The 25688-nt window shown below is 36.9% G+C and carries 29 protein-coding genes and 1 tRNA gene; 4 read left to right on the forward strand and 26 right to left on the reverse strand.

Features of this window, described 5'->3' with window-relative positions:
• Position 1: 1 nt before the first annotated feature.
• The 16 genes from nuoL to PMI13_RS14485 all read right to left on the reverse strand — a co-directional run bounded on the left by nuoL (position 2) and on the right by PMI13_RS14485 (position 14044).
• Positions 2-1915, reverse strand: a complete 1914-nt coding sequence (gene nuoL / locus PMI13_RS14415) for an NADH-quinone oxidoreductase subunit L (RefSeq protein ID WP_007844961.1) — start codon at positions 1913-1915, stop codon at positions 2-4.
• Positions 1916-1918: 3 nt separating this feature from the next.
• On the reverse strand, positions 1919-2248 hold the full coding sequence (nuoK, locus tag PMI13_RS21345; RefSeq protein ID WP_007844962.1) for an NADH-quinone oxidoreductase subunit NuoK: 330 nt from the start codon (positions 2246-2248) through the stop codon (positions 1919-1921).
• Positions 2249-2251: 3 nt separating this feature from the next.
• Entirely contained in the window at positions 2252-2749 is a 498-nt protein-coding gene (locus PMI13_RS21350) for an NADH-quinone oxidoreductase subunit J family protein (RefSeq protein WP_007844963.1), read from the reverse strand.
• Positions 2749-3306 (reverse strand): NuoI/complex I 23 kDa subunit family protein, encoded by a 558-nt coding sequence (locus PMI13_RS14430; RefSeq protein ID WP_007844964.1) that lies wholly within the window; start codon positions 3304-3306, stop codon positions 2749-2751. The genes PMI13_RS21350 and PMI13_RS14430 overlap by 1 nt, the downstream gene beginning before the upstream one ends.
• 116 nt (positions 3307-3422) lie before the next feature.
• Positions 3423-4487, reverse strand: coding sequence for an NADH-quinone oxidoreductase subunit NuoH (nuoH, locus tag PMI13_RS14435; RefSeq protein WP_007844965.1), 1065 nt, complete (start codon positions 4485-4487; stop codon positions 3423-3425).
• 88 nt (positions 4488-4575) lie between these two features.
• Positions 4576-5574 carry a 2Fe-2S iron-sulfur cluster-binding protein gene (locus PMI13_RS14440; protein WP_007844966.1) on the reverse strand — a complete coding sequence of 333 codons (999 nt, stop codon included), beginning with the start codon at positions 5572-5574 and terminating at the stop codon, positions 4576-4578.
• A gap of 46 nt (positions 5575-5620) precedes the next feature.
• On the reverse strand, positions 5621-6502 hold the full coding sequence (locus tag PMI13_RS14445) for a hypothetical protein (protein ID WP_007844968.1): 882 nt from the start codon (positions 6500-6502) through the stop codon (positions 5621-5623).
• A 1-nt stretch (position 6503) separates the two neighbouring features.
• On the reverse strand, positions 6504-7862 hold the full coding sequence (gene nuoF, locus PMI13_RS14450) for an NADH-quinone oxidoreductase subunit NuoF (protein ID WP_007844969.1): 1359 nt from the start codon (positions 7860-7862) through the stop codon (positions 6504-6506).
• Positions 7863-7874: 12 nt separating this feature from the next.
• Positions 7875-8384 (reverse strand): NADH-quinone oxidoreductase subunit NuoE family protein, encoded by a 510-nt coding sequence (locus PMI13_RS14455; RefSeq protein ID WP_007844971.1) that lies wholly within the window; start codon positions 8382-8384, stop codon positions 7875-7877.
• 105 nt (positions 8385-8489) lie between these two features.
• Positions 8490-9713: an NADH dehydrogenase (quinone) subunit D gene (gene nuoD, locus PMI13_RS14460; protein ID WP_007844972.1), complete on the reverse strand. Its 1224-nt coding sequence runs from the start codon at positions 9711-9713 to the stop codon at positions 8490-8492.
• A gap of 66 nt (positions 9714-9779) precedes the next feature.
• A complete protein-coding gene (locus PMI13_RS14465; protein ID WP_007844974.1) occupies positions 9780-10274 on the reverse strand; it encodes an NADH-quinone oxidoreductase subunit C in 495 nt (164 codons plus the stop codon).
• A 6-nt stretch (positions 10275-10280) separates the two neighbouring features.
• The gene (locus PMI13_RS14470) at positions 10281-10841 is read right to left on the reverse strand and encodes an NADH-quinone oxidoreductase subunit B (protein ID WP_007844976.1); all 561 of its coding nucleotides are present in this window, start codon (positions 10839-10841) and stop codon (positions 10281-10283) included.
• 94 nt (positions 10842-10935) lie between these two features.
• Positions 10936-11307, reverse strand: coding sequence for an NADH-quinone oxidoreductase subunit A (locus PMI13_RS14475; RefSeq protein WP_007844978.1), 372 nt, complete (start codon positions 11305-11307; stop codon positions 10936-10938).
• A 115-nt stretch (positions 11308-11422) separates the two neighbouring features.
• Positions 11423-12466 carry a T9SS type A sorting domain-containing protein gene (locus tag PMI13_RS14480; protein ID WP_007844980.1) on the reverse strand — a complete coding sequence of 348 codons (1044 nt, stop codon included), beginning with the start codon at positions 12464-12466 and terminating at the stop codon, positions 11423-11425.
• A 76-nt stretch (positions 12467-12542) separates the two neighbouring features.
• Positions 12543-12719 (reverse strand): hypothetical protein, encoded by a 177-nt coding sequence (locus PMI13_RS21355; RefSeq protein ID WP_007844981.1) that lies wholly within the window; start codon positions 12717-12719, stop codon positions 12543-12545.
• Between the two features lie 191 nt (positions 12720-12910).
• Positions 12911-14044: a hypothetical protein gene (locus PMI13_RS14485; RefSeq protein ID WP_007844983.1), complete on the reverse strand. Its 1134-nt coding sequence runs from the start codon at positions 14042-14044 to the stop codon at positions 12911-12913.
• A 95-nt stretch (positions 14045-14139) separates the two neighbouring features.
• On the opposite strand from PMI13_RS14485, the gene PMI13_RS14490 reads away from it, so the two are divergent.
• Positions 14140-14850 carry a zinc metallopeptidase gene (locus tag PMI13_RS14490; protein WP_007844985.1) on the forward strand — a complete coding sequence of 237 codons (711 nt, stop codon included), beginning with the start codon at positions 14140-14142 and terminating at the stop codon, positions 14848-14850.
• Here the strand turns inward: PMI13_RS14490 and PMI13_RS14495 are convergent, their stop codons facing one another.
• The 8 genes from PMI13_RS14495 to rbfA all read right to left on the reverse strand — a co-directional run bounded on the left by PMI13_RS14495 (position 14851) and on the right by rbfA (position 22976).
• Positions 14851-15453: an IMPACT family protein gene (locus PMI13_RS14495; protein WP_007844987.1), complete on the reverse strand. Its 603-nt coding sequence runs from the start codon at positions 15451-15453 to the stop codon at positions 14851-14853. It lies immediately after the preceding gene.
• A gap of 124 nt (positions 15454-15577) precedes the next feature.
• Positions 15578-15748: a bacteriocin-like protein gene (locus tag PMI13_RS21200; protein WP_156104432.1), complete on the reverse strand. Its 171-nt coding sequence runs from the start codon at positions 15746-15748 to the stop codon at positions 15578-15580.
• 78 nt (positions 15749-15826) lie between these two features.
• On the reverse strand, positions 15827-16846 hold the full coding sequence (gene ribD / locus PMI13_RS14500) for a bifunctional diaminohydroxyphosphoribosylaminopyrimidine deaminase/5-amino-6-(5-phosphoribosylamino)uracil reductase RibD (RefSeq protein WP_034669603.1): 1020 nt from the start codon (positions 16844-16846) through the stop codon (positions 15827-15829).
• A 61-nt stretch (positions 16847-16907) separates the two neighbouring features.
• On the reverse strand, positions 16908-18713 hold the full coding sequence (locus PMI13_RS14505) for a DUF349 domain-containing protein (RefSeq protein ID WP_007844991.1): 1806 nt from the start codon (positions 18711-18713) through the stop codon (positions 16908-16910).
• Between the two features lie 77 nt (positions 18714-18790).
• Entirely contained in the window at positions 18791-19528 is a 738-nt protein-coding gene (locus tag PMI13_RS14510; protein ID WP_007844992.1) for a shikimate dehydrogenase family protein, read from the reverse strand.
• A gap of 57 nt (positions 19529-19585) precedes the next feature.
• Positions 19586-21358 carry an endonuclease gene (locus PMI13_RS14515; RefSeq protein WP_007844993.1) on the reverse strand — a complete coding sequence of 591 codons (1773 nt, stop codon included), beginning with the start codon at positions 21356-21358 and terminating at the stop codon, positions 19586-19588.
• Between the two features lie 49 nt (positions 21359-21407).
• Positions 21408-22613 carry an ABC transporter permease gene (locus PMI13_RS14520; RefSeq protein WP_007844994.1) on the reverse strand — a complete coding sequence of 402 codons (1206 nt, stop codon included), beginning with the start codon at positions 22611-22613 and terminating at the stop codon, positions 21408-21410.
• A 3-nt stretch (positions 22614-22616) separates the two neighbouring features.
• Positions 22617-22976: a 30S ribosome-binding factor RbfA gene (gene rbfA, locus PMI13_RS14525; RefSeq protein WP_007844995.1), complete on the reverse strand. Its 360-nt coding sequence runs from the start codon at positions 22974-22976 to the stop codon at positions 22617-22619.
• 94 nt (positions 22977-23070) lie between these two features.
• On the opposite strand from rbfA, the gene mce reads away from it, so the two are divergent.
• The 3 genes from mce (at position 23071) to PMI13_RS20955 (ending at position 24281) form a co-directional block, all read left to right on the forward strand.
• On the forward strand, positions 23071-23469 hold the full coding sequence (mce, locus tag PMI13_RS14530) for a methylmalonyl-CoA epimerase (RefSeq protein WP_007844997.1): 399 nt from the start codon (positions 23071-23073) through the stop codon (positions 23467-23469).
• 62 nt (positions 23470-23531) lie between these two features.
• Positions 23532-23605, forward strand: a tRNA-Ile gene (locus PMI13_RS14535).
• A 214-nt stretch (positions 23606-23819) separates the two neighbouring features.
• Positions 23820-24281 carry an Arm DNA-binding domain-containing protein gene (locus tag PMI13_RS20955; RefSeq protein ID WP_007844999.1) on the forward strand — a complete coding sequence of 154 codons (462 nt, stop codon included), beginning with the start codon at positions 23820-23822 and terminating at the stop codon, positions 24279-24281.
• Between the two features lie 32 nt (positions 24282-24313).
• On the opposite strand, the gene PMI13_RS14545 is transcribed toward PMI13_RS20955, so the two are convergent.
• Together PMI13_RS14545 and PMI13_RS14550 are read right to left on the reverse strand one after the other, a co-directional pair.
• A complete protein-coding gene (locus tag PMI13_RS14545) occupies positions 24314-24976 on the reverse strand; it encodes a hypothetical protein (RefSeq protein WP_007845000.1) in 663 nt (220 codons plus the stop codon).
• Positions 24969-25688, reverse strand: coding sequence for a hypothetical protein (locus tag PMI13_RS14550; protein WP_007845001.1), 720 nt, complete (start codon positions 25686-25688; stop codon positions 24969-24971). The genes PMI13_RS14545 and PMI13_RS14550 overlap by 8 nt, the downstream gene beginning before the upstream one ends.

Below are 25688 nucleotides of genomic sequence, written 5' to 3' on the forward strand. Positions count from 1 at the left end.
ATTATTGTAATATAAAGTTAACAATCAGTATAATTCCCACAGCTAAAGACATGATAAGAATGTAATTCTCAACATTTCCGTTTTGAATACGTTTCATAGATTTACCGCTGTCTTCAGCACCTTCACCCACAAAATCTACAAAACGGTCTAAAATACCCTTATCAAACATTTTTCCTCCGCGTCCTAATCCTTCAACAGTTTTTACAATCAATGCATTGTAAAGTTCGTCTACATATAATTTTTTTGCAGAAAGCTTTTCCCAGCCGGTATAGTTTTCTTCTGCAAGAGCCATCTTTTTCTTATTCACATAAGTATTTTTAACGATGAACCATACTGAGAAGAACATGATCACCGTTGCTGCCAGAAGGATCATTTCAGTATTGAACTCAACTCCTGAAAGGGTAGCTTCCATGTGTTTGAAACTTTCCTCTGTTAATACAGGCTTCAGCCATTCCATTAGCTTGGCATAATGACCGTGACCGATAAAGTGAGGAAGGTTGATTAAACCACCAACGACAGAAAGTACAGCCAATACGATCAATGGTAATGTCATATTTGCAGGGCTTTCATGTAAATGATGTTTTTGCTCTTCAGTACCTCTGAATTCCCCGTGAAAAGTCAGGTAGTACAGTCTGAACATATAAGTTGCCGTGATCGCCGCTAAAATGAATAACATTACCCAGTAAACCGGGTTTTTAGCATAGGCTGCCACTAAAATTTCGTCTTTTGAGATCATCCCCGAAAGTAAAGGGAATCCTGAAATTGCCAGTGTTCCGATAAGGAACGTAGCATGGGTAACCGGAATTACTTTTTTAAGCCCGCCCATGAAACGCATATCCTGTTCGTTGCTCATCGCGTGAATTACAGAACCTGCTCCAAGGAACAATAAAGCTTTAAAGAAAGCATGTGTCATTACATGGAACATAGCCGTTGTATAGGCTCCCAATCCTAAAGCAATAAACATAAATCCAAGTTGTGAAACGGTAGAATAGGCCAGTACTTTTTTGATATCGTTCTGACGAAGCGCATAGAAACCTGCCAAAGCCGCCGTTAAGAACCCGATCAGTAAAATTCCGTCCTGAACGGTAGGTGCCAGTGTAAATAAGAAGTTTGATCTTACTACCAGGTAGATCCCTGCTGTAACCATCGTTGCCGCGTGGATTAGGGCAGAAACAGGAGTCGGCCCGGCCATTGCGTCCGGTAGCCATGTATATAAAGGAACCTGAGCAGATTTACCGGTAGCACCAATAAATAAACTCGCCGTAATAAAGATAATTACAGGTCCGTCCAATTCAAATTTTGAAGCATTTTCAGCAACTGAAAGATAATCAACCGCGTTGGTCTGAGAAGCGATCATGAAAATACCGATCAGTAATGCAAGGTCACCGATTCTGTTCATGATGAATGCCTTTCTTGCTGCTTTACCGTATTCTTCGTTGGTATACCAGAATCCGATCAACAGGTAAGAACAAAGACCTACACCTTCCCATCCGATGAATAAAATCAGATAGTTGCTTCCCATTACCAATAATAACATTGAGAAGATGAAAAGATTCAGGTAAGTGAAAAACTTGTAGAATCCTTTATCATGACTCATATATCCGATAGAGTACAGGTGGATCAAAGACCCGATTCCTGTAACGATCATGATCATCATTAATGACAACTGATCGATCTGGAACCCGAAATTAATCTGAACCCCATTTACTCTGAACCATTCAAAAGCTTTTACGATCACAGGCTGGCTTCCAGAATCGAAATTCATGAAAATGCTTACCGCGATACAGAAAGGGATAAAAACCATTGCTGTCGCCAGGCTTCCAACCACTATTTTTGGAAGATTTTTCCCGAATAAACCGTTAATAAGAAACCCTAAAAGTGGTAAAAGTATTATTGCATACACTAAATTTTCCATTCCTTATCCTCTTAATTTATTAAATATACTCACATCTACAGAACGGGTATTTCTATATAGCATGGCAATAATTGCCAGGCCTACCGCTACTTCCGCAGCAGCCACCACCATAATGAAGAAAACTAAAAGTTGGCCGTCACCGTTTCCTTTGTACGCTGAAAAAGCGGCCAATAAAAGGTTTACAGAATTCAGCATAAGCTCAACACAACCTAAAATAACAATAGCATTTTTTCTCAATAATACGCCCAACACTCCTAAACAGAATAATACTGAAGAAAGAATGATGAAGTAGTCTAAAGGGATGCTTTGTATAAATGTATTTACTTCTCCCATAATTTATAAATCTTTTTTACCGATTAATACCGCGCCTACAATACCTGCCAAAATAAGAATGGAAGCAAGCTCAAACGGTAAAACATATTCATTAAACAAAAGTTTACCCAGATTTTTGGTAAGTCCAACTCCTCTGTCTACATTATCCAATACCACATGGTTTTCTTTAACCCCTCTGAATACCCCTAAAACGCCAACTAATAAAATCCCGGCTGTAAAAACCCCAACAAATTTTAAAGTATTGTTCTTCTTACTTTCGTCTGCTTTATTAAGGTTGAGCATCATCAGGATATAAAGGAACAATACCATGATGGCTCCGGCATACACTATAATCTGGATGATGGCAAGGAACTGGGCATTCAGAAGAATGTACATTCCGGCAATTGAGAACATTGTAACAATTAATGACAAAATAGCATATAAAGGATTTCTGGCAAATACAAAATAAACAGCACTTGCCACTGCTAAAAACGCCACCAAGAAAAATAAAAACTGATCCATTATTTTACCGCATTTTTTTGTTTCTCGGATTGTCTTGTCGTGATGTCAATCCTTTCATTTATTTTTTCAACTAATTTATCTTTACCATAGATGAAAGAACCTCTGTTGGTTTCCACGTCTACCAATCTGTCTGTAAGATAGATTGCAGATTTAGGGCAGGCTTCTTCACACATACCGCAGAAGATGCATCTCAACATATTGATTTCATATACTGAAGCATATTTTTCTTCTCTGTAAAGGTGCTTTTCTTCCTTCGTTCTTTCAGCAGCAGTCATTGTAATTGCTTCTGCAGGGCATGCCACAGCACAAAGTCCGCAAGCTGTGCATCTTTCTCTGCCTTCCTCATCTCTTTTCAGAACATGGTGCCCTCTCCAAATGGTAGCTCTCGGCTTCTGTACTTCTGGATACGAATAAACTGCCGGAGCACCTTTTACTACGGTTCTTACAGCATGCTTAAGTGTAATCCCCATACCTTTGAAAATCGCAGGTAGATAGATTTTCTCGGCAAGGGTCATTTCCTTGTTAGAAACAACTTTTGATCTGTTAGTAAGTTTCATTTAATTATAGATGTTAGATGTTAGACGTTAGATTTAGACTAATCTTGTCTGTTATCTTAATTTTTAATATTCAATCAAACCTTATAGGTTTCTAAAACCTATAAGGTTTGGATAATTTAATTTCCAAATGCTAAAATTACAGCTCCTGTAATCAGCAGGTTTACCAACGCCATTGGGATAAGGGTTTTCCATCCTAAGTGCATCAGCTGGTCATATCTGAATCTTGGAAGTGTCCATCTGATCCACATAAAGATCAGGATTCCGATTACCGTTTTAGATAAAAATGCTACAATGCTTAAAATACCTGCTGTATTTTCACCCCAGTTCTGAGTGACCCACTCAATCCCCGGATAGTTGTATCCGCCAAAGAAAAGAACAACCATGAAAGCGTTGGAGATAAACATGTTCACATATTCACCAAACATATATAAACCTAATTTCATTGAAGAGTATTCCGTAGAATATCCTGTTACCAACTCAGATTCACACTCAGGTAAATCGAAAGGGTGTCTGTTGGTCTCTGCCAAAGCAGCTACGAAAAATACCAGGAAGGCAATTGGCTGGTAGAAAATATTCCAGTTCAAACCAGAAACCCAGGGAATCACGCCCCAAAGTTTTCCTGTAGTCTGATTTTCAGTAATTACTTTTAAATCTAAACTTCCCGTCATCATAATGATAGAAAGCAAAGCCAATCCCATTGCCAGCTCATAAGAAATCATCTGAGAGGAAGCACGGATTGCACCTAATAATGAGTATTTATTGTTGGAAGCCCAGCCTCCGATCATGATTCCGTAAACACCGATGGAAGCCATTCCTATGATGAAAAGCACCCCCACATCAATGTTGGCAACCTGTAAATCAAAAGAAGTTCCTGCAATATTTAAACTTTTACCCCAGGGTATAACCGCTCCGGTAATTAATGAAATAAACATCACTAAAGCCGGCCCCAGGATAAACAGGAATTTTTCTGCATTAGCCGGAGTAAAGTCTTCCTTAAAGAAGAATTTACCACCATCAGCAAGAGGCTGCAGCAACCCGAAAGGCCCGGCTCTGTTGGGACCAATTCTATCCTGCATGATAGAGGCAACTTTTCTTTCTGCCCATGTAGAGTAGGCTGCAATCGTTAATGAAAGCAGGAAAAGTGCTAGCACAAGTATAAGTTTAAATGTAAGTAAATCCATTTTTATATTAGATGTTGGATATAAGATGTCAGATGCTAGATGTCAGTTAGGTCTGAAGTCTGGTGTCTGAGATCTGATGTCTTATTAATTATTTTTCGTCTTTTTCGCTGATTTCTTTAGCCATCGGATTGTCTAAAACCCTTAGCTCATCTTTAGGCTTTTCATAATGGTTCAATGAAATCACTGAATGTCTGTCGATATGTCTAGGACCTTCGATATTCCAGTCGCTTAAGCTCTTTCTTTCGAAACGGCAGGTATCACAGATGAATTCTTCCACTTCTCCCCATTGGTCTTTTCTTGCCGTAACTCTTACAATCTCGTCACCTTTCATCCATACCACAGCTTTTCCTGAACATTTATCACATTTGCAGGTTGCATTCATAGGATTGGTAAACCAGACTCTGCTTGCAAAACGGGCAGTTCTGTCTGTTAAAGCTCCTACCGGGCAAACATCAATAACATTTCCGATAAAGTCATTATCCAAAGCTTTATTCAGGTAAGTCGATATTTCAGCATGATCTCCTCTGAAAAGAATCCCGTGTTCTCTTGTATCTGTAAGCTGATTAGCGGTAAGCACGCATCTTGCACAAAGAATGCAACGGTTCATATTCAATTTGATATTCGGACCAAGATCATCTGCTTCGTAAGTATTTCTTTCGAATTCCGTTCTTGTATTTTCAACACCATGCTCGTATCCAAGATCCTGAAGATGACATTCTCCTGCCTGGTCACAGATAGGGCAATCCAGCGGGTGGTTGACCAATAAAAATTCGGTAACCGCTTTTCTACCTTCCTGAGCTTTATCGGAAGTAAGGTTTTTTACTTCCATACCATCCATTACATTCGTTCTGCAGCTTGCTACCAATTTTGGCATAGGACGGGGATCTGCTTCAGACCCTTTAGAAACTTCTACCAGGCAAGTCCTACATCTCCCGCCACTGGTTTCTAACTTGCTGTAGTAGCACATTGCAGGAGGTACAGATTTCCCACCGATCTGTCTTGCCGCTTCCAGGATGGAAGTTCCAGGCAAAACTTCAGTAGTCTGTCCGTCTATAGTGATTTTGAATTTTTTAACCTCTTCGCTCATATTCTATGCTTTTCGCTTATGCTGTTAAAAGCTTTTAAGCTCTATTTTAATTATACTTCTTTGTATTAAATGTATATCCGATTCCTGCAAGGATCTGTCCAAAAACAAAATCCTGACGGGCTTTATCCGGTTTATTATTTAATGTGGTTTTAATATCCCACATATTGATATATCCGGCTTTTGCTTCTGCTCTTATCATCCAGTTTTTCCAGAAAACCAGGTTAAGGCTGGATCTAAGATCGGTTCCCATACCTGCAACGTGGAAACGGTCGCTTCTTTCATTTCCAAAAAGCTTGATATTACTTTTCGGGAACATCACTCCGATTCCGGCTCCATAAGACCATACCAAATCTATATTTTTTTTATGAATAAGATTTTTATATTTTTCAAGACCTAGGTTTTCATAATTCAACCCGTCTGTATGCTCAAAAGTAAGAAACTGCGTATCAGATAAATCTACCTGTCCGTTCTGTACCATTCCTGCATATTTCGGATCTGAAATATATCCTGAGAAACCTACCGTCTGATTCTGCTTCATTACATATTTCATGTGGTCTACTCCTAAAACAATGGCCAGATTATCTTTTATAAAATATCCGATCCTGAAATTATACTGCGTTACTGTAAACCAGGTTGGATCAAAATAAACGATCCCGAACTTTGTAGGTTTATCTCTTGCAGACACATTATTCAACTGAAAATCGTAGCCGTTTCCACTAAAATGGATATCAGAATTACCATAAGCACCTCTGTTCCAACCATAGAAAACGAATACCTGACCCTTTTTACTTAACGGATAAGGTTTTTGTTTTTTTTCAGCTTTATAAGGAGCTACCTCCAATTTATACTCTTTTTCTAATGTATCTTTTTTGACCTGTCCAAAAGCAAAACCTGACATCATTAAAGCTACTACCAACAAATTTTTCATTCTAAGCATTATTTTCAACAGCAGGAATTGGTTCTGCATAATTGGCTAATCCGTAATTTTGTGTTAAACATAGTTCAGGGTTTTTAATATGCCATTCGAATTCATCTCTGAAATGACGAATCGCTGCTGCAACAGGCCATGCTGCTGCATCACCCAGCGGACAAATAGTATTTCCTTCGATTTTTCTCTGGATATCCCAAAGCAAATCAATGTCTTCCATTTTTCCTTCTCCCTTCTCAATTTTCTTTAAAATCTTGTACATCCATCCCGTACCTTCACGGCAAGGCGTACATTGTCCGCAACTTTCGTGGTTATAGAACCTTGCTAAAGTCATGGTATGTTCCACGATACACTGGTCTTCATCTAAAACGATGAAACCTCCTGAACCCATCATCGTTCCGGTAGCGAAACCACCGTCAGCTAAAGATTCATAGTTCATGTATCTGGGTTCTCCGTTTACTGTTTTCAGTAATAAATTGGCAGGAACGATCGGAACAGAGCTTCCACCCGGAATACAGGCTTTTAATCTCTTACCATTCGCAATACCACCGCAATATTCATCAGAATAAATGAATTCTTCTACCGTAATGGTCATATCGATTTCATAAACTCCCGGTTTATTGATGTTTCCGCAAGCGGAAATTAATTTCGTACCTGTAGATCTTCCAACCCCGATCTTTGCATATTCAGCTCCTGTAATATCAATAATAGGAACGATGGCTGCAATCGATTCAACGTTGTTTACCACCGTTGGTCTTTCCCAAAGTCCTTTTACAGCAGGGAATGGCGGTTTTAATCTTGGGTTTCCCCTTTTTCCTTCCAGAGATTCAAGCAATGCGGTTTCTTCACCACAGATATATGCTCCGCCTCCTCTCTGAACATAAATTTCACAATCGAAACCTGTCCCGAGGATATTTTTACCTAAAAATCCTGCTGCTTTAGCTTCTTCAATGGCTTCTTCAAGAATATCCGGAATCCATGAATACTCTCCGCGGATGTAGATATAAGAAACATTTGATCCTAAACAGTAAGATGAGATAAGCATTCCTTCAATCAATAAATGAGGAAGAAATTCCATCAGATATCTGTCTTTGAAAGTACCCGGCTCAGATTCATCAGCATTTACTACTAAATGTCTTGGAACACCTTCCGGCTTTGCCAGAAAGCTCCATTTCATCCCTGTCGGGAATCCTGCTCCACCACGGCCACGAAGACCTGAAGCTTTTACTTCTTCAAGAACTTCGTCAGTTGTCATCTTCAAGGCCTTTTCAGCTGCAGTATAACCTCCCTGTTTACGGTAAGTTTCAAAGTAGCGGATACCTTCTATATGGGCATCTTTAAGTAAAAGTTTTTTACTCATCGTATATTTTAATTAATCCAAAGCAACCTGCCCCTGTCTGCAAAGATCAAGGATTTCGTCTACTTTTTCTATCGTTAAATTTTCATGAAAGAATTTTCCTAACTGCATCATCGGCGCATATCCGCATGCCCCAAGGCATTCAGCAGGTTTTAGGGTAAACATGCCATCTTCAGTCGTTTCCCCGTCTTTAATGTTCAGTCTGGTTCTGATATGATTAAGGATCTTTTCGCTTCCGCAAACCATGCAAGGGCCTGTTCTGCAAACTTCCAAAACATATTTACCAACCGGTTTCATGTTGAACATGGTATAAAAAGTCGCTACTTCATATACTTCAATTGGCTTGATACTTAATAATTCAGCTACATAATCCATCACAGGAACGTCTAACCATCCCCCGAATTCTTTCTGCGCTAAGTGAAGGACAGGAAGAAGGGCAGACTTTTGTCTTCCTTCAGGATATCTTGCAATAATTTTATGTACCTGTTCTAAACTTTCCGGTTTAAAAGCTATTGTTTCGCTCATTTTTTATCTAAGATTTCAGATGCCAGATTTCAGACATCAGATTTTAAATTTATATATAAAGCGAAGAGTCTAACATCTGAAATCTGACGTCTGACATCTTCTTTTTTATGCGTCTAATTCTCCCGCAATAATATTCATACTACACATGGTAACAATTGCATCCGAAATTACAGAACCCGTTATCATTTCAGGATAGGCCTGGTAGTAGATAAAACATGGTCTTCTGAAGTGCAGCCTGTAAGGGCTTCTTCCGCCGTCACTCACTAAATAGAAACCTAATTCTCCGTTTCCACCTTCTACAGCATGATACACTTCACCTTTTGGTACATCGGTTTCTCCCATTACAATTTTGAAATGGTAGATCAATGCTTCCATTTTCTGATAAACATCTGCCTTTTCAGGAAGATAGAAATCAGGAACATCCGCATGGAATGGCCCTTCTGGAAGATTTTCGTATGCTTGTTTGATGATTTTAATCGATTCCCAGATTTCCTGCTGACGAACCATGAAACGGTCGTAAGTGTCTCCTGAGGTTCCTACAGGTATAATGAAATCAAAATCTTCGTAAGAGGAATAAGGCTGTGCAACTCTTACATCATAATCTACACCTGCTGCACGTAAGTTTGGACCGGTGAAGCCATAGCTTAAAGCCCTTTCCGCAGAAATAGCCCCTGCTCCGATGGTTCTGTCCATGAAAATTCTGTTTCTTTCCAGTAAATTACAGAACTCCTGGAATCTTGGCGGGAAAGTTTTTAAGAAGTCTTTCAGCAGCTCATGGAATTTTGGAGTGAAATCTCTTTCAAAACCTCCGATTCTTCCCATATTTGTGGTCATTCTTGCTCCACAGATCTGCTCGTACATGTCGTAGATACGTTCTCTTTCGATAAACATATAGGTAAGGCCTGTGATCGCTCCGGAGTCCATTCCGGTTACCCCGTTACAAATAAGGTGGTCTCCGATTCTTGCTAATTCCATAAGAATCACACGCATGTAATCTACACGCTTGGGAACTTCCACTCCTATAAGTTTCTCTACGGTCATGTGCCAGCCTAAATTGTTAATCGGTGCAGAGCAGTAATTCATACGGTCGGTAAGGGTCGTGATCTGAGCATAATTTCTTCTTTCGGAAATTTTCTCAAATGCTCTGTGGATATAGCCTACCGTTTGCTCAGCGTGAAGAATCCTTTCTCCATCCATCGTTAAGATATTCTGGAAAATCCCGTGAGTAGCAGGGTGGGTAGGCCCTAAATTGAGGGTATACAATTGTCCGTCAATCTGTTCCTTACTTTCGTACTGGTTTAGTATATTAGATAATGAGTTATCTTTCATAATATATAATTGATAATTGACAGATGATGATTAATAATCAATCACAATCCGTCATTATTTATATTTTTATCTTCCGAACATGCTATCGTTCTTATCGGTTCTTGTACCGTCTTCCAAACGATATTCCTTCAACATCGGGTGGTATCCAAGATCTTCCATATTTAAAATAGGTCTCAGATCCGGATGTCCTTTGAATTTGATTCCGTAGAAATCATAAGTTTCTCTTTCCATCCAGTTGGCTCCTGCATATAATTCTACAAGTGAATCTACTTCAATGTTTTCTCTTGACATGAAAATTTTCAGACGGATTCTGAAATTGGCCATCATGTTGTGTAAATGATAAACAACACCTATTTCTTTCTCCGGAAATTCAGGGTAATGGATTCCACAAATATCGGTAAGGAAATTAAATTCAAGTGATGAGTCTTTAAGATAATGAATCACCTTTTTAATATCATCTTTTTTAATTTCAACCGTCAGCATCCCATAAGGCTCTGAGCTTGAAATTACTGATTCCGGAAATTCTCTTGTGATGGCTTCTAATACAAATTCGTTTGTCATTTCCGTTTAGTTGCTTATGTTGTAAGAATCTAATAATTTCTGGTATTCAGGCATATCTCTTCTTCTGATGCTTTCGCTTTCTGCAAGGGCCTGTACCTGCATTACGCCTTCAATGATCTGCTCCGGTCTTGGCGGGCATCCCGGAACGTATACGTCAACCGGAATAATTTTATCAATTCCCTGTAATACGGAATAGGTGTCAAAAATACCACCACTGGAAGCGCATGCTCCCACGGCAACCACCCATTTCGGCTCTGCCATCTGAGTGTAAACTTCTTTCAGGACGGGTCCTAATTTCTTAGATATAGTTCCGCAAACCATCAACATATCTGCCTGTCTTGGTGAGAAAGAGTTTCTTTCCATACCAAATCTTGAAGCATCATACGTCGGGTTCAGAGTAGCCATAAACTCGATACCACAACAAGAGGTCGCAAAGGGTAGGGGCCAAAGGGAAAATTTTCTGGCCATCCCGATTACACTGCTCAGTTTCGTTGCGAAAAATCCTTCTCCTTCAAATCCTTCGGGAGCAGGTGCATCTGTTCTTATTATTGGTTTTTGATCTGACATTTTGTTAAATTATTTAAAGATTGAAAAGATTTAATGATTAAAAAATTAGAATGATTTAAATCTTTAAATTTTTGAATCTTTTTAATGTTAAAAATTATTTATCCCAATCTAATGCGCCGCGTTTCCAGACATAGAAGAATGCGACAAAAAAGATGGCTACGAATGTAAGTACAGCAAGGAATCCTTCAAATCCGAATTCTCTGAAGTTTACAGCGTATGGATAAAAAAATACGATTTCAATATCGAATAGTACAAACAATACTGCAGTCAGGAAATATTTGATAGAAAACGGTGTTCTTGCATTCCCTTCTACAGGTACTCCACATTCCCAGCTTTGGTTTTTCACAGAATTTCCTTTCTTCTGTTTTGGACCCAGAAAATGTGCCCCAAGAAGTGAAACAGCTACAAAACCGACTGCAACACCTGCTTGTATAAGGATTGGAATATAACTTTCAGGTAAATTCATTTTTGCATTATTATCTCAATTTGCAAATTTAGCGAATAAACAAGAAAGCATGAAATTAATCAGCTTAAAAGTAGGATCAAAATTAGGAAAACCAGTAATTTAGAATCAATAAAAATTAGCTGTTGATAATTATCTTTTTTGTGTAGGTTTCCCCTTTTTTTGTGCTGAGTGTTAACAGGTATATTCCGTCTGATAAACCTGAAACATCCAGTTTTTCAAGGTTGCTTTGCTTTGAAAAATCCTTTATAAGCCTTCCTGAACTATCAAACAGGTGTATTGAGACTATTTGCCGGCTATCGATATTGGTGTTACAGATGATCGTATTTTTCACGGGGTTAACTACATTGAAATAGGTGTCAGAAGTGCCGGTTTCCTGAACAGCCAAAGGAGTTGGCGTACATGTAGAATTAATGGAAATTAAGCTGTAAATAGATGCTGCGCCATTAATTTGATAATTATAGGTTCGGATTGGAGGCCCGACTTGTTTATTGACCATGTCTAGCTCAAACAAAGTAGAGTTACCACCAAAGGATGTACGTATAATATAGGCTTTGGAATAGCTTCCGTAATTTATTGAAAACGCAGCATATACGTCTGAAAATCCCAAAGCCATGTATGGGCAGCTCAGTGAAGGAGTCACCATATTGATTTCAAGTATCCCCGTCAGTGTAGATACAAAAAGCCTTCTGTCATAAAAAAAGAGATCACCTGCTATATATTGGCCAACAGGAAGATTGCCCATGTCTGTGAAAATGCCGGAGGTGGTATCGTATCTGTATAATTTGTTTGGAGATCCTGTTCCATAGATGTATTTTCCGGAATCGGAAGTTAGTGAAGTAATTGATCCATTGGTAAGAGTGAAATCTCCAAGAAAGTCACAAGTGGAATTGGAGCTGTTTTTTCTGTATAATCTTCCTGAAGCTGTTACATAATAGATATTATTGGAGCCATCAATGGCAATATCTGTATATGTTTCCGAGAAGGTACCATTTATAGGCGGACAAAAAGGCTCGTCTATTTGGTTGGTATTTGAAATATCAAGTCTATATACCTTATTTGTATTGGTACCGAGAATAGAGTTTACATAAAACTCCTGCGAATATAATTTTATTGAAATAAAAAAAATTCCCCAAAAAATCTTTTTTAATGTTAAGTTCATGGTACATAGATTATTAGTTTATTGTAAAAATAAAAATTATTTTATAGAATAATAAATAATCTTCTGTAATTTATTGTTATTTTTTCATTTTTTTCAGAAGGGAAAATGCCATAAACGAAATATAGCCGAAAAGAATACTCGCATAAGCTATATTAATTACCGTATTCGTTTTATCATCTGCTATCCGGAAAAAGAAATTGTAAATGATAAATCCTGCGATTAAAATGGCAAAAATGATTAAATGCGGTTTCATGAATTATGAATTATGAATTATGAGTTATGAGTTATGAGTTATGAGTTGCGTGATTCGGGTGTAGAGTTTAGAGTTTAAAGTTTAAAGTTCAGGACTTAAGTTTTTGATAATATTTTTTTGATTTTATAAGTGTAAATGATTCCTAGTGTCAAATGAAATCAGTGTAAGTTCTTAAATTACACTTTCACTTATCACTCATAATTAATTGTTAGTGAGTACGTTCTCCTCCTTTTATGGTTCACCGGATTATAATCCTGCCAGAGAACCTGTACACTTTTGTTTTCTTCCAGTTCAGGGTTGGTTTCTGCAAAATTGATCCCCATACTGGTAAACCGTACAAATATTTCTTTAAAAATAATGGCTGTAACCCCACGCCTCTGGTATTCAGGATGAATTCCGATAAGATAAAAATTAGCCCGATCGTTTTTCTTTCCGGCCTGTAAAAAATGCCACCATCCGAACGGGAATAATTTTCCTTTTGATTTTTGCAAGGCTTTTGAATAAGAAGGCATTGTAATGGCAAATGAAACCAATTCCTGATTTTCATCTACGACACAGATCACATAATTCTTATCAATAAAAGGGAAATATTTTTCTTTATACGTTTTTATTTGTTCGTCAGAAATAGGAGTGTAGGTGGAAAGATGTTTGTAAGTTTCATCCAATAGTTTAAACATAGGTTCTACATAAGGCACAATCTCTTCTTTTGATTTGAAATGTAAAACTTTAAGCTTGTATTTCTGTGCGATCAGTCCACTGAATTTTTCCACTTTTTCAGGTAAGACCTTCGGGAAATTCATTTCAAACTCTACCCATTCTTTTTCTTTTGTCATCCCGAGGGCTTCAAGATGTTTGGGGTAGTATTCATGATTATAGATCCCGATCATGGTAGCCAGTTTATCGAAGCCCATAGTCAGCATTCCGGCCTTATCAAGATTGGTGAAACCCATTGGTCCCTCAATTTTATCAATATTGTTTTCTTTAGCGTAGTCTATTGCTTTTTGAATCAGGGCTGCAGAAACTTCCCGGTCATCAATAAAATCTATCCATCCGAAACGTACTTTTCTGATACCTAATTCCTTTTCCTCTTTATGATTGATTATCACTGCAATCCTTCCCACCACTTTATTGTCTTTCATGGCAAGGAATTGTCTGGATTCCGAATAGCTTAAGGCCGGGTTTTCTTTTGCGTTCCAGATTTTAAATTCATCCTTAATAAAAGACGGAACATAATAAGGATTGTTCTTGTACAAATCCATTGGAAACATTACAAATTTTTTTAATTCATTCTGCGTTTTTACATCAATAACTGAAACTTTAGACATAGCTTTATGAGGGTAATTTAAGGACAAATATAATTAATAAAATGCAATACTTTGGCACAGTTTTTACATCTTAAAGGATAAAAAATTTATTTAAAATGACGGGTTATTATATTATTATTGGAATTTCAATGCTTGTGAGCTGGTATGTCTCATGGAAGTTGAAGTCCAAATTCGAATATTATTCCAATGTACATCTCAGAAACGGGCTTTCCGGAAAAGAAGTGGCGGAAAAAATGTTGCGGGACAATGGAATTAATGATGTACAGGTGATTTCTGTTCCAGGACAGCTTACAGACCACTATAATCCTGCAGACAAAACAGTAAATCTTTCAGAAGGAGTTTATATGCAGAGAAATGCAGCTGCGGCCGCAGTGGCAGCCCATGAATGTGGGCATGCTGTACAGCATGCAGTTGGATATTCCATGCTTCAGTTACGTTCCAAACTGGTGCCTGTAGTCAACATAAGCTCTAATTTAATGCAGTTTGTTCTTATTGCCGGGATTGCCATTATGGCTGCAACAAGAACGATTGATGATCCGAATGGAAATTCAACGGTTTTAATGATCGGTGTCATTATGTTTGCCGTAACCACACTTTTTGCTTTTGTAACCCTTCCGGTAGAATATGATGCAAGCAACAGGGCCATGAAATGGCTGAAAGATACGGGAACCGTAACGGCAGAAGAATATGTAGGGGTTCAGGACAGTTTAAAGTGGGCTGCGAGAACATATCTTGTGGCTGCGATAGGATCTTTGGCACAACTTCTTTATTGGGTATCATTATTGATGGGCAGCAGAAGAAATTAGTCAGTCTGGAAATTTAAAAGAAATATTTTGCATCTCGGATAATTTTTCTGAGATGCTTTCTTTTTGGGCTATTTTTAAAGAAGCTGTCAGAACACAGTTTTCATTTGCATCGAAATTCAAAACCTTAGCATCAAATTTTGATAGCAGCGTGAAGATGGTATTCTGCTGATTAAAATTAAAGTGAATTTCAATCTGAGTTTCTAACTCTTTTATAATGATATGGGTTTCTTCCAGGGTAATTTTTGCAGATTCTTTGTAAGCTTTAACCAATCCGGAAACTCCTAGTTTTGTACCGCCGTAATAACGCACCACAATTATCAGAACGTTTGTAATTTCATGGGCTAATAATTGATTGTAGATAGGTAACCCGGCGCTTCCGGACGGTTCTCCATCATCATTCGCGCGATAGTTTTCACCATTAAGGCCCATCCTGAAAGCATAACAATGATGAGTCGCTTTTGGATGCTCTGCCCTGATTTTTTCCAGCGCACGCTTAAGCTCTCCTTCATTACTGACCGGGAAAGCAAATCCGATAAATTTGCTTCCTTTTTCTTTCAACAAAGTATTTTCTATGGGTTTTTCTATGGTTTTGTATTCAAACATATTCGCTCTGCAATTAGTCGTGCAAAATTAAGCTTTAGAATTAAGTATTCACAAAGGTAACGGAAAGTAATTCAATGAAAAAAGAGCGTTTCCGCTCTCTTTATCAATGTATACATAAAATATTTTAGCATGCTTCCGGAAAAGATCCTTCAATCCAGGGTGGTGGGCAGCTCATGCTTGAAGGATTAGGGCAGCATTGTAACTGCAGTTCCGGCGGATAAAATGTGCAGCACTTTCTGATTCCTCCGGTTACTTTTTTTAAATTCTGGCGGTTGATTTTCTTTAGATTTTTCATAATAATTTGATTTAGCTACAGCCAAATTAATTATTTTATTTCAATTTGTAGTGATTATTTGAAAAAATAATCTGCTTTTTATGAATAGTAAAAATAAATACTGTTATCTCTTACAGACCGGATTTCCGAAGGCTGGTAATTAAATTCAGGAGCTTTTGTCCCGTTTTCAAGCTTTAAATTTTCATTCTTAATGACTATGGTTTCATCCCAAAGACCGGCATCTATAAATTGCTGTAACGTGAAACGTCCGCCTTCAATGATAACTGATTGAATCTGCTCTTTATATAAAGTATCCATCAGATCCGGAAGGAAATTTTGTTTCCCAATTTTAATAAACCGGATACTGCCTTCGTATTTTTCTTTTATAGAATTTAATATTAAGGTTTTAGCTTCATTATTATATATTTTGAAATCCTGTGGAACTTTTAAATTGAAATCAATTAAAATTCTGACCGGATGGGTTCCCTCTGCATTTCTTACAGTTAAGCCCGGATTATCATTCAACGCTGTTTGAGTTCCTACTAAAATAGCATGCTCATCAGCTCTTAACTGATGTACGAATTGGTTCACCAGGGAGTTTGAAATAGAATAGGGTTTAAAATCTTTGTCTAAAAAACCATCATCGGATTCCGCCCATTTCAGAATGATATAGGGTCTTTTCTTTTCATGATAAGTGAAGAATCTTTTGTTGAGTTTAATACATTCTTTTTCTAAAACTCCGGAAACAGCTTCTATTCCTGCATCCTGAATGATTTTTTTTCCTTTTCCGTTTACTTTATCGTGAGAATCCATTGCTCCGATCACCACTTTTTTAAACCCGAGTTCTTTAATTTTCAGGGCACAGGGTGGTGTTTTTCCATAATGTGCACAGGGTTCCAAAGAAACATAAATGGTAGATTCGGGAATGAGATCTTTATTAACTACAGAATTAATTGCATTAATTTCTGCATGGTTTTCTCCTGCTTTATGATGATAGCCTTCCCCGATGATTTCCCCGTTATGTACAATCACGCTTCCTACCAACGGATTGGGGTAGGTTTTGCCCAAAGCTTTCTGAGCCAGTTCGATGCACCTTTTTATGTAAAATTCGTCTTCCATATTGAATGAAAAAGGCGAAGCCAAATTGCTTTGCTCCGCCTTTTTAAATTTTAAAATTATATTATTCTCCAGCGATAATGCTGTGAAGATTTTGTTTTAAAGTTTCCAGATGAGCTTTTTTCTCATCAATCGAGTTGAAGGTATCTTTCAACAGCGGATTTTCTTTTGATGGGTTTTTGAAAAATGCCAGGTTGTTTTCCAGTTTCACGATTTCAGCTTCAAGATCAGAGATCTGGCTCTTGATTTTTCTTGCTTTATCGGTAAGCTGATTTTCTGATAATCCTTCTTCTTTAAGTTCAAGTTCATTGATTTTATTCAGTTTCAGCTTTTCTCTCAAAGTCTTATTGAACTCAGAGTTGATTGAAATTTTGTCTCTCGGAACTTTCCCGATATTATTCCACGCTGTTTTGATCGCTTCAATCCTTTCAATGCTGCCTTCTTCATCAGTTACTGTTTTCAGATCTTCAAGAATGTCTTTTTTATTTTTGTAGTTCTCTTTCCAGTTGTCTGTAGAAACATTGCTTTTCTCTCTGTAGTTGTTGAAAAATGTATTACATGCATCGCGGAACTCATCCCAGATTTTATTGGTCATACTCTTTGGGACGTGGCCAATCTTTTTCCAGTCTTCCTGTAATTTTTTGAATAACGGAACGGCAATATCCCATTCTTCATTATTCATATTATCTTTAGCCGTCTGGATCAGCTTTAATTTTTCATCCAGGTTAGTCTGTTGAGATCCTTTTAAAGATTTATAGTAATTGTTCTTCGTTGTATTGAATGCCCTGAGTGTTGTTTTAAAATCATTCCAGTTTTGGTTGGATGATTTTCTTGGAACACTTCCGGTTTTTAAAAAGTCTGAACGTAAATCCTCAACTCTTCTGATTGCATTCTGCCAGTAATTGTGATTGGGTGTTTCAGAAGGTTCGGAAAGTTTTTTGATTTCTGCGATGATCTGGTTTTTCTTTTCAAAATTGGCGATCTGCTCAGATTCTATGGCTGCAGAAAGTTCAGATTTTCTTTCGTGAATTTTATTGGAGATTTCTTTGAATTCTTCCCATGTTTTTTCACGGAATTCTTCTGCTACCGGCTCGGCTTCTTCCTTCCAGAGCTTATGAAGGTACTGTAACTCATTTAATGCTTTCTGAATGATAGGTTCGTTTTCAAGCTCTTTGGCACGGGCAATAATGTGTTGTCTTTTTTCAAGATTGTGGCTGTATTCCTGTTCCAAGAATTCCTTATTTAGGTCCAGCATCTGGTAGAATTGATTCAGGTGGTGGAAGTAATTATTATTCAGGATTTTGAATTCCGATTTAGCAACCTGTCCGGCATTTGACCATTCTTCTTTGATCTCGCGGATAGATTTGAAAAGGTTAACGCCCGGCTCGGAGTTGGTATAAAGATTTTTAAGCCTTTCAATAATATTCTGACGGTGATCCAGATTTTTTTTCTGCTCTTCCTCCTGCCCTTTCTGGAAATCATCATGTTTTTCCCTGAAAATATTGACCAGCGCTGAAAATTTAGCTTGTGAAGGATGTTCGTAGCTAAAATTTTCGGGAGCATTTCCGGCGTCTACATATTCGTGCTTTTTGTCTTCCACTTCATCGTGGATGTAATGACTTGCTTTTTCTTTGAGGAGATTGAAATTTCTAAAATCTTCACCGGCATTGGGAGCGTTAATGATTTTTTCCATTTCTTTCAAAGCATCAGCCAAAGTGATATCAGCATCTACAGGGTCTTCCAAATGCTCTGTCTCTTCTTCATGGGCATCTTCATCATGAGATGGATCGTTTTGTGATGTTTGTTCTTGAGATACTTCAGTAGAATTTTTGTTTTCTTCGTTTTCAGAAAGATTGTTTTCTGTAGTCATAGCAAATCTTTTATGTGAGTGGCGTTTAATATCTTTTTAAAATAAAGCTGAAAAGCCAAATATAGTACTAATTTATGTTATTTTTTTTGAAAATTCCAAATTTCCCAAGCTTTTTCTGCTTGCTGCTCAAGCATGTAGTAGCCGTTCACTGTTTTTGCTCCTTGTTCAGCAGCGTTAATAATGAATTGGGTGTAATTTGGATTGTATATTAAATCTATGATCAGGTGCTCATTTGAAAGTCCTTCAAAAGGGAAGCCAAGACAATCTTCCACATTAGGGAAAGTACCGACAGGAGTGGTCTGGATGATCAGTTGATGATTTCTAACGGTTTCTTTATCAAGGTTTTCAAAATTCAATTCTGAGGTTCTTGCAACGGTCTTTGAGGAAATGCCATGTTTATCCAGAATATATTTTACCGCTTTGGCCGCTCCTCCGTTTCCGAGAATCAAAGCGGAAGTATGATGGGCTTTTTTATGAAGCAGCAGTGTTTTTTCAAACCCGAATGCATCTGTATTGTAGCCTGTTCTTTTACCGTTTTGAATGGCCACACAGTTGACGGCACCGATTTTTTCTGCTTCATCACTTAATTCATCCAGATAGCCAATGATTTTTTCTTTATAGGGAATTGTTACATTAAAGCCTAAAAGCTCAGGGGTTGAGAACAGGTTTTCTACTTCATCGATTTCATTAAGATCGAAGATGTCGTAAGAAAAGCCTTTAAGCATTAATTTCTGAAACTTGTCTTCGAAAAATTTTTTAGAAAAAGAATAGGAAATATTTCTTCCTATCAGGCCTAATTTTTTATTGGAATCCATCTGTCAAAAATAAAAAAAAGACCAAATAAATCGGTCTTTAGTTTGAAATATTTTTTGTTAATCTACAATGAACTTTGAAGAAGTATTATCGGTTTTAAGAATGTAAATTCCTTTCTGAGCTCCTTTAAGATTGATCTTATTGGAATTTTTGAAAGGATGGGCAATCGATTCTATCAGCTTTCCGGACAGGTCATAGATTTCAGCTTTTGAAACTTTGCTTAGCTCTTCACCTTTTACAAACAATTCGTTATTTTTAACCGGATTAGGGTATACACTGAAAGAAGATTTACCTTTTGTAAGATCTGAAGTGGCTAATGTAGCGCATGTCCAGCTCAGGTCATCCATTGCTACCCTGTTGCTCGTTGAAGGATTCGTTATTTTAATCACAGCATTTCCGGTGACATTGATTCCGTTGATTGTTGTGGTTGCTACAGTAGCACTGTAAGGGATTGTTCCTACAAGGGTTCCGTTCACTTCAACATTAAGAGTACCTGCAGTCCCTGAATATTTCAGTTGTGTGGTCAATGTTAGGCTCTGAACTCCTCCTGAAATTGTAGAACTTGTGAGATTTCCACCTCTGATCGTAATTGATTTTCCGTTAATAGTTTCATCTGTTCTTGCAAATGTGGCAGCCCAGGTGATATTATTGCTGGTCCATGTTCTGTCTACGTAAGAGCTTGCGCTGGCAGTAGGGATAGCATCAAAAGTTTCTGTTCCACAGCTTCCGCCTATAGGTCCTGTCAAAGTAGTTCCTGTAGCAATATTACTTTGTGGCGATGAATTTCCGGCTGCATCTTTTGCAATAATATAGAAAGTGTATGTTGTTGAAGGAGCCAATCCCTGAACAGTTGCGGTAGTTCCTGAAACAGTTGTGTTCAGTGTTCCGTTTACATAAATTTCGTATCCTGCTACCCCTATATTATCAGTAGCTGCCGTCCAGCTCAGAACCATTGAATTTGAAGTAGGATTGCTGGCCGTTAAATTGGCTGCTGCTGTGGGAGCCTGAGTATCTGCAACCGGTGTTCCCCAGATTGAACCGGCATATTCCGGATGATCGATAAAAGGGTTTCTGTTTCCCTGGTAAACATGAGATGCATTATTTCTGGTAATTTCTGTGGGAGATACAGGATCTGCAGCATTCCAAGCTAATAATTGGTTAAGCTCCCAGGTCTGAAGTCCCGGAAAAGCTGATCCGCCAAGCATATCCCCTGTATCGAAAGACGAAAGCTGAGATTCATATCTTGTTACAAAATAGAAAATCATTCTGGCAACATCACCTTTGAATGCATCAACAGGCTCAAAAACAATCCCTGAGTATCCGGGAGAAACTGAAGTTCCCAGTTTAGAACCATTCATGGATGTGAAAGACGTAGAACCTACTTTTCCGAAAGGGTAATTCGATCTCATCCCGTTTACTTTACCGTCTGTAGCACGGATAAAATGGATATCCGATTTCATAGGTAAAGCTTCATTGAAAAGGCTTTGAGGAACAATATGCTCTCTGTTATAGCAATCTCCTTCACTGCTGTAATTTCCACATTGGTTAGTTCCATAAATGAAATTATAAGGATCCGCACCATTTGGATTTTCAGAATAAATATCCAGGATTGTATTATCGTTTTCGTAAGAAGTGTCGCGGTCAGTAGTTTCATAGCCATCCCACAGTCCACCATAGCCATGATCCTGATGATTGGAAATGATCTGGCTTAATTTAGTCTTAAGAGCGGCACCTGTTAAGCCGGTCGTTCCGTCATAATATCCCGCAGGAATTTGGGCAAATGCATCAGCAAATGCAAAACTCAGTAAAAAAGTGAATAAAATTCGTTTCATTTCAAAAAAATTGGGCGGTAAAGGTACGAAAAAGAGATTCCGTACGGTATTAATTTTTAGTAATATACTCTTTACTTATCTTTGAAAATACCCACGAAATGATGAATCCGAATAAGGAAGCCGTAATGGCAACAATGAAATAATTTTTACCTACAATTTTTACAGGAAAAGGCAAGGTTTCATTAGCTTTGAAGAATCCTGAATACAATTGGAAATAGCAAAGAACCGTTCCAAGAATTACTCCTGAAATGATTCCGCATACTACAATAAGAACTCCGGTATAAAAGTACATTTTCCTTAGCTGAATTAACGGAAGCCCCATTGAAATCAGAGATTTGGCCTGTTCTTTTTTATCAAGCTGCAGAATGATAATAGCTCCTGCGAGATTAAATGTCGTAATGAAAATTACCAGTGCAAAAATCAGATAGATAAAGAGCTTTTCTGTATTGATCATTTTCCAGAATGCGGCATTCTCCTCTTCTTTGGTTTTAACTTCAATATTTTTGCCTAAGGATGAAAGAAGCCTGTCTTTTACAAGGTCAGCGTTTTCCGGATTATTTAATTTGATAACAATCTGATAAGCCGAATTTTTGGGTAAGCTTAATAATTCCTCAGTCAGTTCTATAGGGGAAATAATATAATTGTCCAGCTGATCTTTCCCCGGGAAAACACCGGTTACGATGATATCTTTTTTATTGTAAATATCTTCTTCCTTATTGATCATTCCGGTTCCCGGTTTCGGCATGAAAACCGTAGCATAATCACGGTTTGAGTCTACAGGAATAGATAGTCTGTTGTCCAGGGAGTTTTCCATCAGTACTTCGTTCGAGTATTCAAATCCCGGATACGAACCGTAGAAGACATCTTTATTGATAGGATTCACTTTGGTATAGGCAGAATCAACCCCTCTTAAAAAGGCAATATCACCTTTTCCGTTGTAGCTGATGTATACTTTTTCTTCAATAATTCTGGAAAAGCTTTTAATTTCCGGATTGCTTTTTAAAATCTGGTTAACCTTGTTCAGGTCCTTGATGGTCTTTCCGGAATTGCTTTTAATAGTAAGGTCTGCATGCAGGTTGGAAATCAGGTCTTTATTAAGATCTTCAAGGCCTGAAAAAACAGAAATAATCACAAACATTGCAGTGACAGCCACAGTCATAGCTCCAATTGCCAGCCACGTAATAAACGTAACGGCCGTACTCCCTTTTTTGGCTAAAAGGTATCTTGAAGCGATATAAAATGCAATGTTTTTCAATTCTTATAAAACAGGATTGTCACCTTCTCCTCTCAGTTCTCTTTCAAGTTTTTCAACATCATCAAGGGCCGTGTCTAAGTAAAAATTCAGCTGAGGAATTACCCGAACTTGTTTTGCCATCTTCTGGCCGATAAAATTTCTGTACTGGGCTTTATTTTCTTCTATTTCTTTCATGACAGGAGCACGGAATTCCTGAGGGAAAATGCTTAAATAAATTTTTGCAATTCCTAAATCAGCAGATACTTTTACATCTGAAACACTTACCAGGATACTTTGTTTGCTTTCTGCAGCCTGTTTCCTGAAAAGCTCGGCGAAGTCTTCCTGTATAATCTGTGCTACTTTTCTTTGTCTGTTACTTTCCATAATTTCTGCAAATTTAGTACTTTTGTTTGAATTGCTCAGTTGAAATTTGATCGCTGTATCAAATTTACGATTTAATTATAATTTAATAGTATTTATGAAGTTAGAACATATCGGTATTGCCGTAAAATCTTTAGGAGTTTCTGATGAACTTTTTAAAAAACTTTTGGGAAAAGAATCCTACAAAAAAGAAACTGTGGAAAGGGAAGGGGTTGTCACTTCTTTTTATGGAACCGGGGAAAGCAAAATAGAACTTCTGGAGGCCAATAACCAGGAAAGTCCGATCTCAAAATTTATCGATAAAAAGGGGGAAGGCATCCATCATCTGGCGTTTGGTGTTGAAAATATTCTTGAAGAAGTTGAAAGATTAAAAAAAGAAGGATTTCAGTTTATTTCCGAAGAACCGAAAGAAGGTGCTGATAATAAATTAGTTGTCTTTCTGCACCCGAAATCCACCAATGGTGTGCTGGTAGAACTTTGTCAAGAAAAGCAATAAAAAGTTTTGTAGTGAAATAAATTTTGCTATTTTTGCAATCACAAAATTTAACCAGATTTTGAGGTCCTATAGCTCAGTTGGTTAGAGCACCTGACTCATAATCAGGTGGTCCCTGGTTCGAGCCCAGGTGGGACCACTATTTAAACCAAGCACTTACAGAAATGTAGGTGCTTTTTTTGTTTACTAAAGCTGTTTATCAATAGTTTACTATACTGTTGAATTCTGTAATTCTAATACTTTATACTTGTCAAGTTTGATTTTGTTGTCTAAAAAGGCATACAATTGGGTTGCAACTTTTAAATTTTGGGTTGCATATTAAATCACACATTTTTAATTATTTACAATAGCTAATGAATATAAATATTTTAAAAATCCTGTTTTTAATTTCTGCAACCAGAATTAATAACCAAGGATTAGTACCTATAATCTGTAGATTAACTTTTCAAGGAGATAGAAAAGCATTTTCTACAGGATTGTTTATAAATCCTAATTATTGGAATAGTAAACAGCAGAAAGCTAAACCACCCAATGATAATAATACTTTTATCAATTCCCAATTAAGCCTGATTAAGAATGAAATTAATCAGGCTTTTTTATTTCTACAGGTTAACGAAAAGACTATTAGTCATCAGGAGTTCATAGAAATATCTCAAAATTGTATTGCTAATGTACTTCCTAACCATTTTATAAGTGAACCTGAAATAAGAGTAAGTCATCAAATTAAAGGTAGGACTTTGAATGCTTTTGACTTTACTAAAGGTATTCTACAAAGTATCAATGGTAATTCTGATTATCATTGGTTTTTGAGTTAATTTATTATCACCTCTTCTTAGGGGTGATAATATTAAAAAATTAGATTAATATATTTTATAGTGTTTCTAAACTCAAAAAGTAGCCTTGCCAATTCAATTCTATTTTTATTTTCTTTATCTAAAAGAACAGTGTTTATGGTTTGATTAATAAAAAAAATATAATAATTATAAATTGAAGAAAATAATATTTTATCTGATATTAAAAGCTTTATAACTTTTATTGAGGCTTCAATGTAGAAAGTGTTAAATATAGAAATTTCGTCGGCACTGAGATCTTTTTTTATGTGATTTTTTTCATTATGAAAGTCTACTTCTTTTTTAGAGCTGATAATATTGCCAAAACCTATTGCCGAACTAAAAGTATTCATGGTTTTAATAAAATCTGAAGACCTACAACTTATTAGAAGAATATCATGATCCTCGAAATAATGATTTCCCCATTGAGTATTCAAAAAATATTTTTCATATATATGGCTTTCATCTGGCTCATAAAGTCCGAATGAACTTCCATGGCCTAAATAAATAATTAAAGATTTAGGCTCTAAATCTGCTAATAAAGATTTTGCATGATGGATAGAATCAGTATTACTGTCAAATTGATGATAAAATTCAGAAAACTCTTTTCCTAAAGTTTCTAAAAAAACAGTTGATTCATCTACAGCATGTAGTATAAGTATATTTTTATAATTATTCATTTAATTTAGAATAATGTGCTATAGATAGTTCAACTATTTCACGTATAAACTTCAAACCTAAATCATTATTTTCGGATATTAAATTAAGTAAGTATCCTATTTTTTGTCCATCGTAATCTTCATTTCCAGTATTAATAACAATATTTTCATCGAAAAGGCTTAAAGTGTTAAGTACAATTAAAGAGATACTTTTGCTATTTGTAATCAATGTGTTAATCTCGTTAAATCTTTCGTTTCTGGTAGAAAATTTGATTTTTAATTCCAAAAGAAGACTTAGCAGCTCTCGTGAATAAATAGGCTCTTCAGTTGTAGCTAAATCCTTTTGAATACCAGATACTAAGACTTGGCTAACTTCTTTGGGTTTGCCAGAATAAATTAAATATTGAATCTTTTTAAATTTCTCATGTTTTCCTACTAAAATCTTTATGATTTCTAATGCATTTATTTCATCATAGTTTTCAGTTTTAGGTATCATATTCCAGTCTGAAGCTATTAAATTAATTTGCTTACCTCTTAGTAATTCATCAAGCTCAGTGTTGAAACTATCTATATCAAATTCATTGGTTTCTTGATTCCAATATTTAACAGGATTTACAAAAATTAAATTACATTCAATTCCCGGAACTTTAACTTGAGTCTTATTTTGATTTAATTCTTCATCCTCGTCATCAAAAACAAGATAATTCAGTGATATTTTATTACTTGATGCCAT

The sequence above is a fragment of the Chryseobacterium populi genome (assembly GCF_000282115.1).
GTDB classification, from domain to species: domain Bacteria; phylum Bacteroidota; class Bacteroidia; order Flavobacteriales; family Weeksellaceae; genus Chryseobacterium; species Chryseobacterium populi.

What these genes read in the sequence shown, in the direction of transcription:
- nuoL (WP_007844961.1), bottom strand. Translation starts at nt 1,915, where the DNA reads ATGGAAAATTTAGTGTATGCAATAATACTTTTACCACTTTTAGGGTTT.
- nuoK (WP_007844962.1), bottom strand. Translation starts at nt 2,248, where the DNA reads ATGGGAGAAGTAAATACATTTATACAAAGCATCCCTTTAGACTACTTC.
- PMI13_RS21350 (WP_007844963.1), bottom strand. Translation starts at nt 2,749, where the DNA reads ATGGATCAGTTTTTATTTTTCTTGGTGGCGTTTTTAGCAGTGGCAAGT.
- PMI13_RS14430 (WP_007844964.1), bottom strand. Translation starts at nt 3,306, where the DNA reads ATGAAACTTACTAACAGATCAAAAGTTGTTTCTAACAAGGAAATGACC.
- nuoH (WP_007844965.1), bottom strand. Translation starts at nt 4,487, where the DNA reads ATGGATTTACTTACATTTAAACTTATACTTGTGCTAGCACTTTTCCTG.
- PMI13_RS14440 (WP_007844966.1), bottom strand. Translation starts at nt 5,574, where the DNA reads ATGAGCGAAGAGGTTAAAAAATTCAAAATCACTATAGACGGACAGACT.
- PMI13_RS14445 (WP_007844968.1), bottom strand. Translation starts at nt 6,502, where the DNA reads ATGAAAAATTTGTTGGTAGTAGCTTTAATGATGTCAGGTTTTGCTTTT.
- nuoF (WP_007844969.1), bottom strand. Translation starts at nt 7,862, where the DNA reads ATGAGTAAAAAACTTTTACTTAAAGATGCCCATATAGAAGGTATCCGC.
- PMI13_RS14455 (WP_007844971.1), bottom strand. Translation starts at nt 8,384, where the DNA reads ATGAGCGAAACAATAGCTTTTAAACCGGAAAGTTTAGAACAGGTACAT.
- nuoD (WP_007844972.1), bottom strand. Translation starts at nt 9,713, where the DNA reads ATGAAAGATAACTCATTATCTAATATACTAAACCAGTACGAAAGTAAG.
- PMI13_RS14465 (WP_007844974.1), bottom strand. Translation starts at nt 10,274, where the DNA reads ATGACAAACGAATTTGTATTAGAAGCCATCACAAGAGAATTTCCGGAA.
- PMI13_RS14470 (WP_007844976.1), bottom strand. Translation starts at nt 10,841, where the DNA reads ATGTCAGATCAAAAACCAATAATAAGAACAGATGCACCTGCTCCCGAA.
- PMI13_RS14475 (WP_007844978.1), bottom strand. Translation starts at nt 11,307, where the DNA reads ATGAATTTACCTGAAAGTTATATTCCAATCCTTATACAAGCAGGTGTT.
- PMI13_RS14480 (WP_007844980.1), bottom strand. Translation starts at nt 12,466, where the DNA reads ATGAACTTAACATTAAAAAAGATTTTTTGGGGAATTTTTTTTATTTCA.
- PMI13_RS21355 (WP_007844981.1), bottom strand. Translation starts at nt 12,719, where the DNA reads ATGAAACCGCATTTAATCATTTTTGCCATTTTAATCGCAGGATTTATC.
- PMI13_RS14485 (WP_007844983.1), bottom strand. Translation starts at nt 14,044, where the DNA reads ATGTCTAAAGTTTCAGTTATTGATGTAAAAACGCAGAATGAATTAAAA.
- PMI13_RS14490 (WP_007844985.1), top strand. Translation starts at nt 14,140, where the DNA reads ATGACGGGTTATTATATTATTATTGGAATTTCAATGCTTGTGAGCTGG.
- PMI13_RS14495 (WP_007844987.1), bottom strand. Translation starts at nt 15,453, where the DNA reads ATGTTTGAATACAAAACCATAGAAAAACCCATAGAAAATACTTTGTTG.
- PMI13_RS21200 (WP_156104432.1), bottom strand. Translation starts at nt 15,748, where the DNA reads ATGAAAAATCTAAAGAAAATCAACCGCCAGAATTTAAAAAAAGTAACC.
- ribD (WP_034669603.1), bottom strand. Translation starts at nt 16,846, where the DNA reads ATGGAAGACGAATTTTACATAAAAAGGTGCATCGAACTGGCTCAGAAA.
- PMI13_RS14505 (WP_007844991.1), bottom strand. Translation starts at nt 18,713, where the DNA reads ATGACTACAGAAAACAATCTTTCTGAAAACGAAGAAAACAAAAATTCT.
- PMI13_RS14510 (WP_007844992.1), bottom strand. Translation starts at nt 19,528, where the DNA reads ATGGATTCCAATAAAAAATTAGGCCTGATAGGAAGAAATATTTCCTAT.
- PMI13_RS14515 (WP_007844993.1), bottom strand. Translation starts at nt 21,358, where the DNA reads ATGAAACGAATTTTATTCACTTTTTTACTGAGTTTTGCATTTGCTGAT.
- rbfA (WP_007844995.1), bottom strand. Translation starts at nt 22,976, where the DNA reads ATGGAAAGTAACAGACAAAGAAAAGTAGCACAGATTATACAGGAAGAC.
- mce (WP_007844997.1), top strand. Translation starts at nt 23,071, where the DNA reads ATGAAGTTAGAACATATCGGTATTGCCGTAAAATCTTTAGGAGTTTCT.
- PMI13_RS20955 (WP_007844999.1), top strand. Translation starts at nt 23,820, where the DNA reads ATGAATATAAATATTTTAAAAATCCTGTTTTTAATTTCTGCAACCAGA.
- PMI13_RS14545 (WP_007845000.1), bottom strand. Translation starts at nt 24,976, where the DNA reads ATGAATAATTATAAAAATATACTTATACTACATGCTGTAGATGAATCA.
- PMI13_RS14550 (WP_007845001.1), bottom strand. Translation starts at nt 25,688, where the DNA reads ATGGCATCAAGTAATAAAATATCACTGAATTATCTTGTTTTTGATGAC.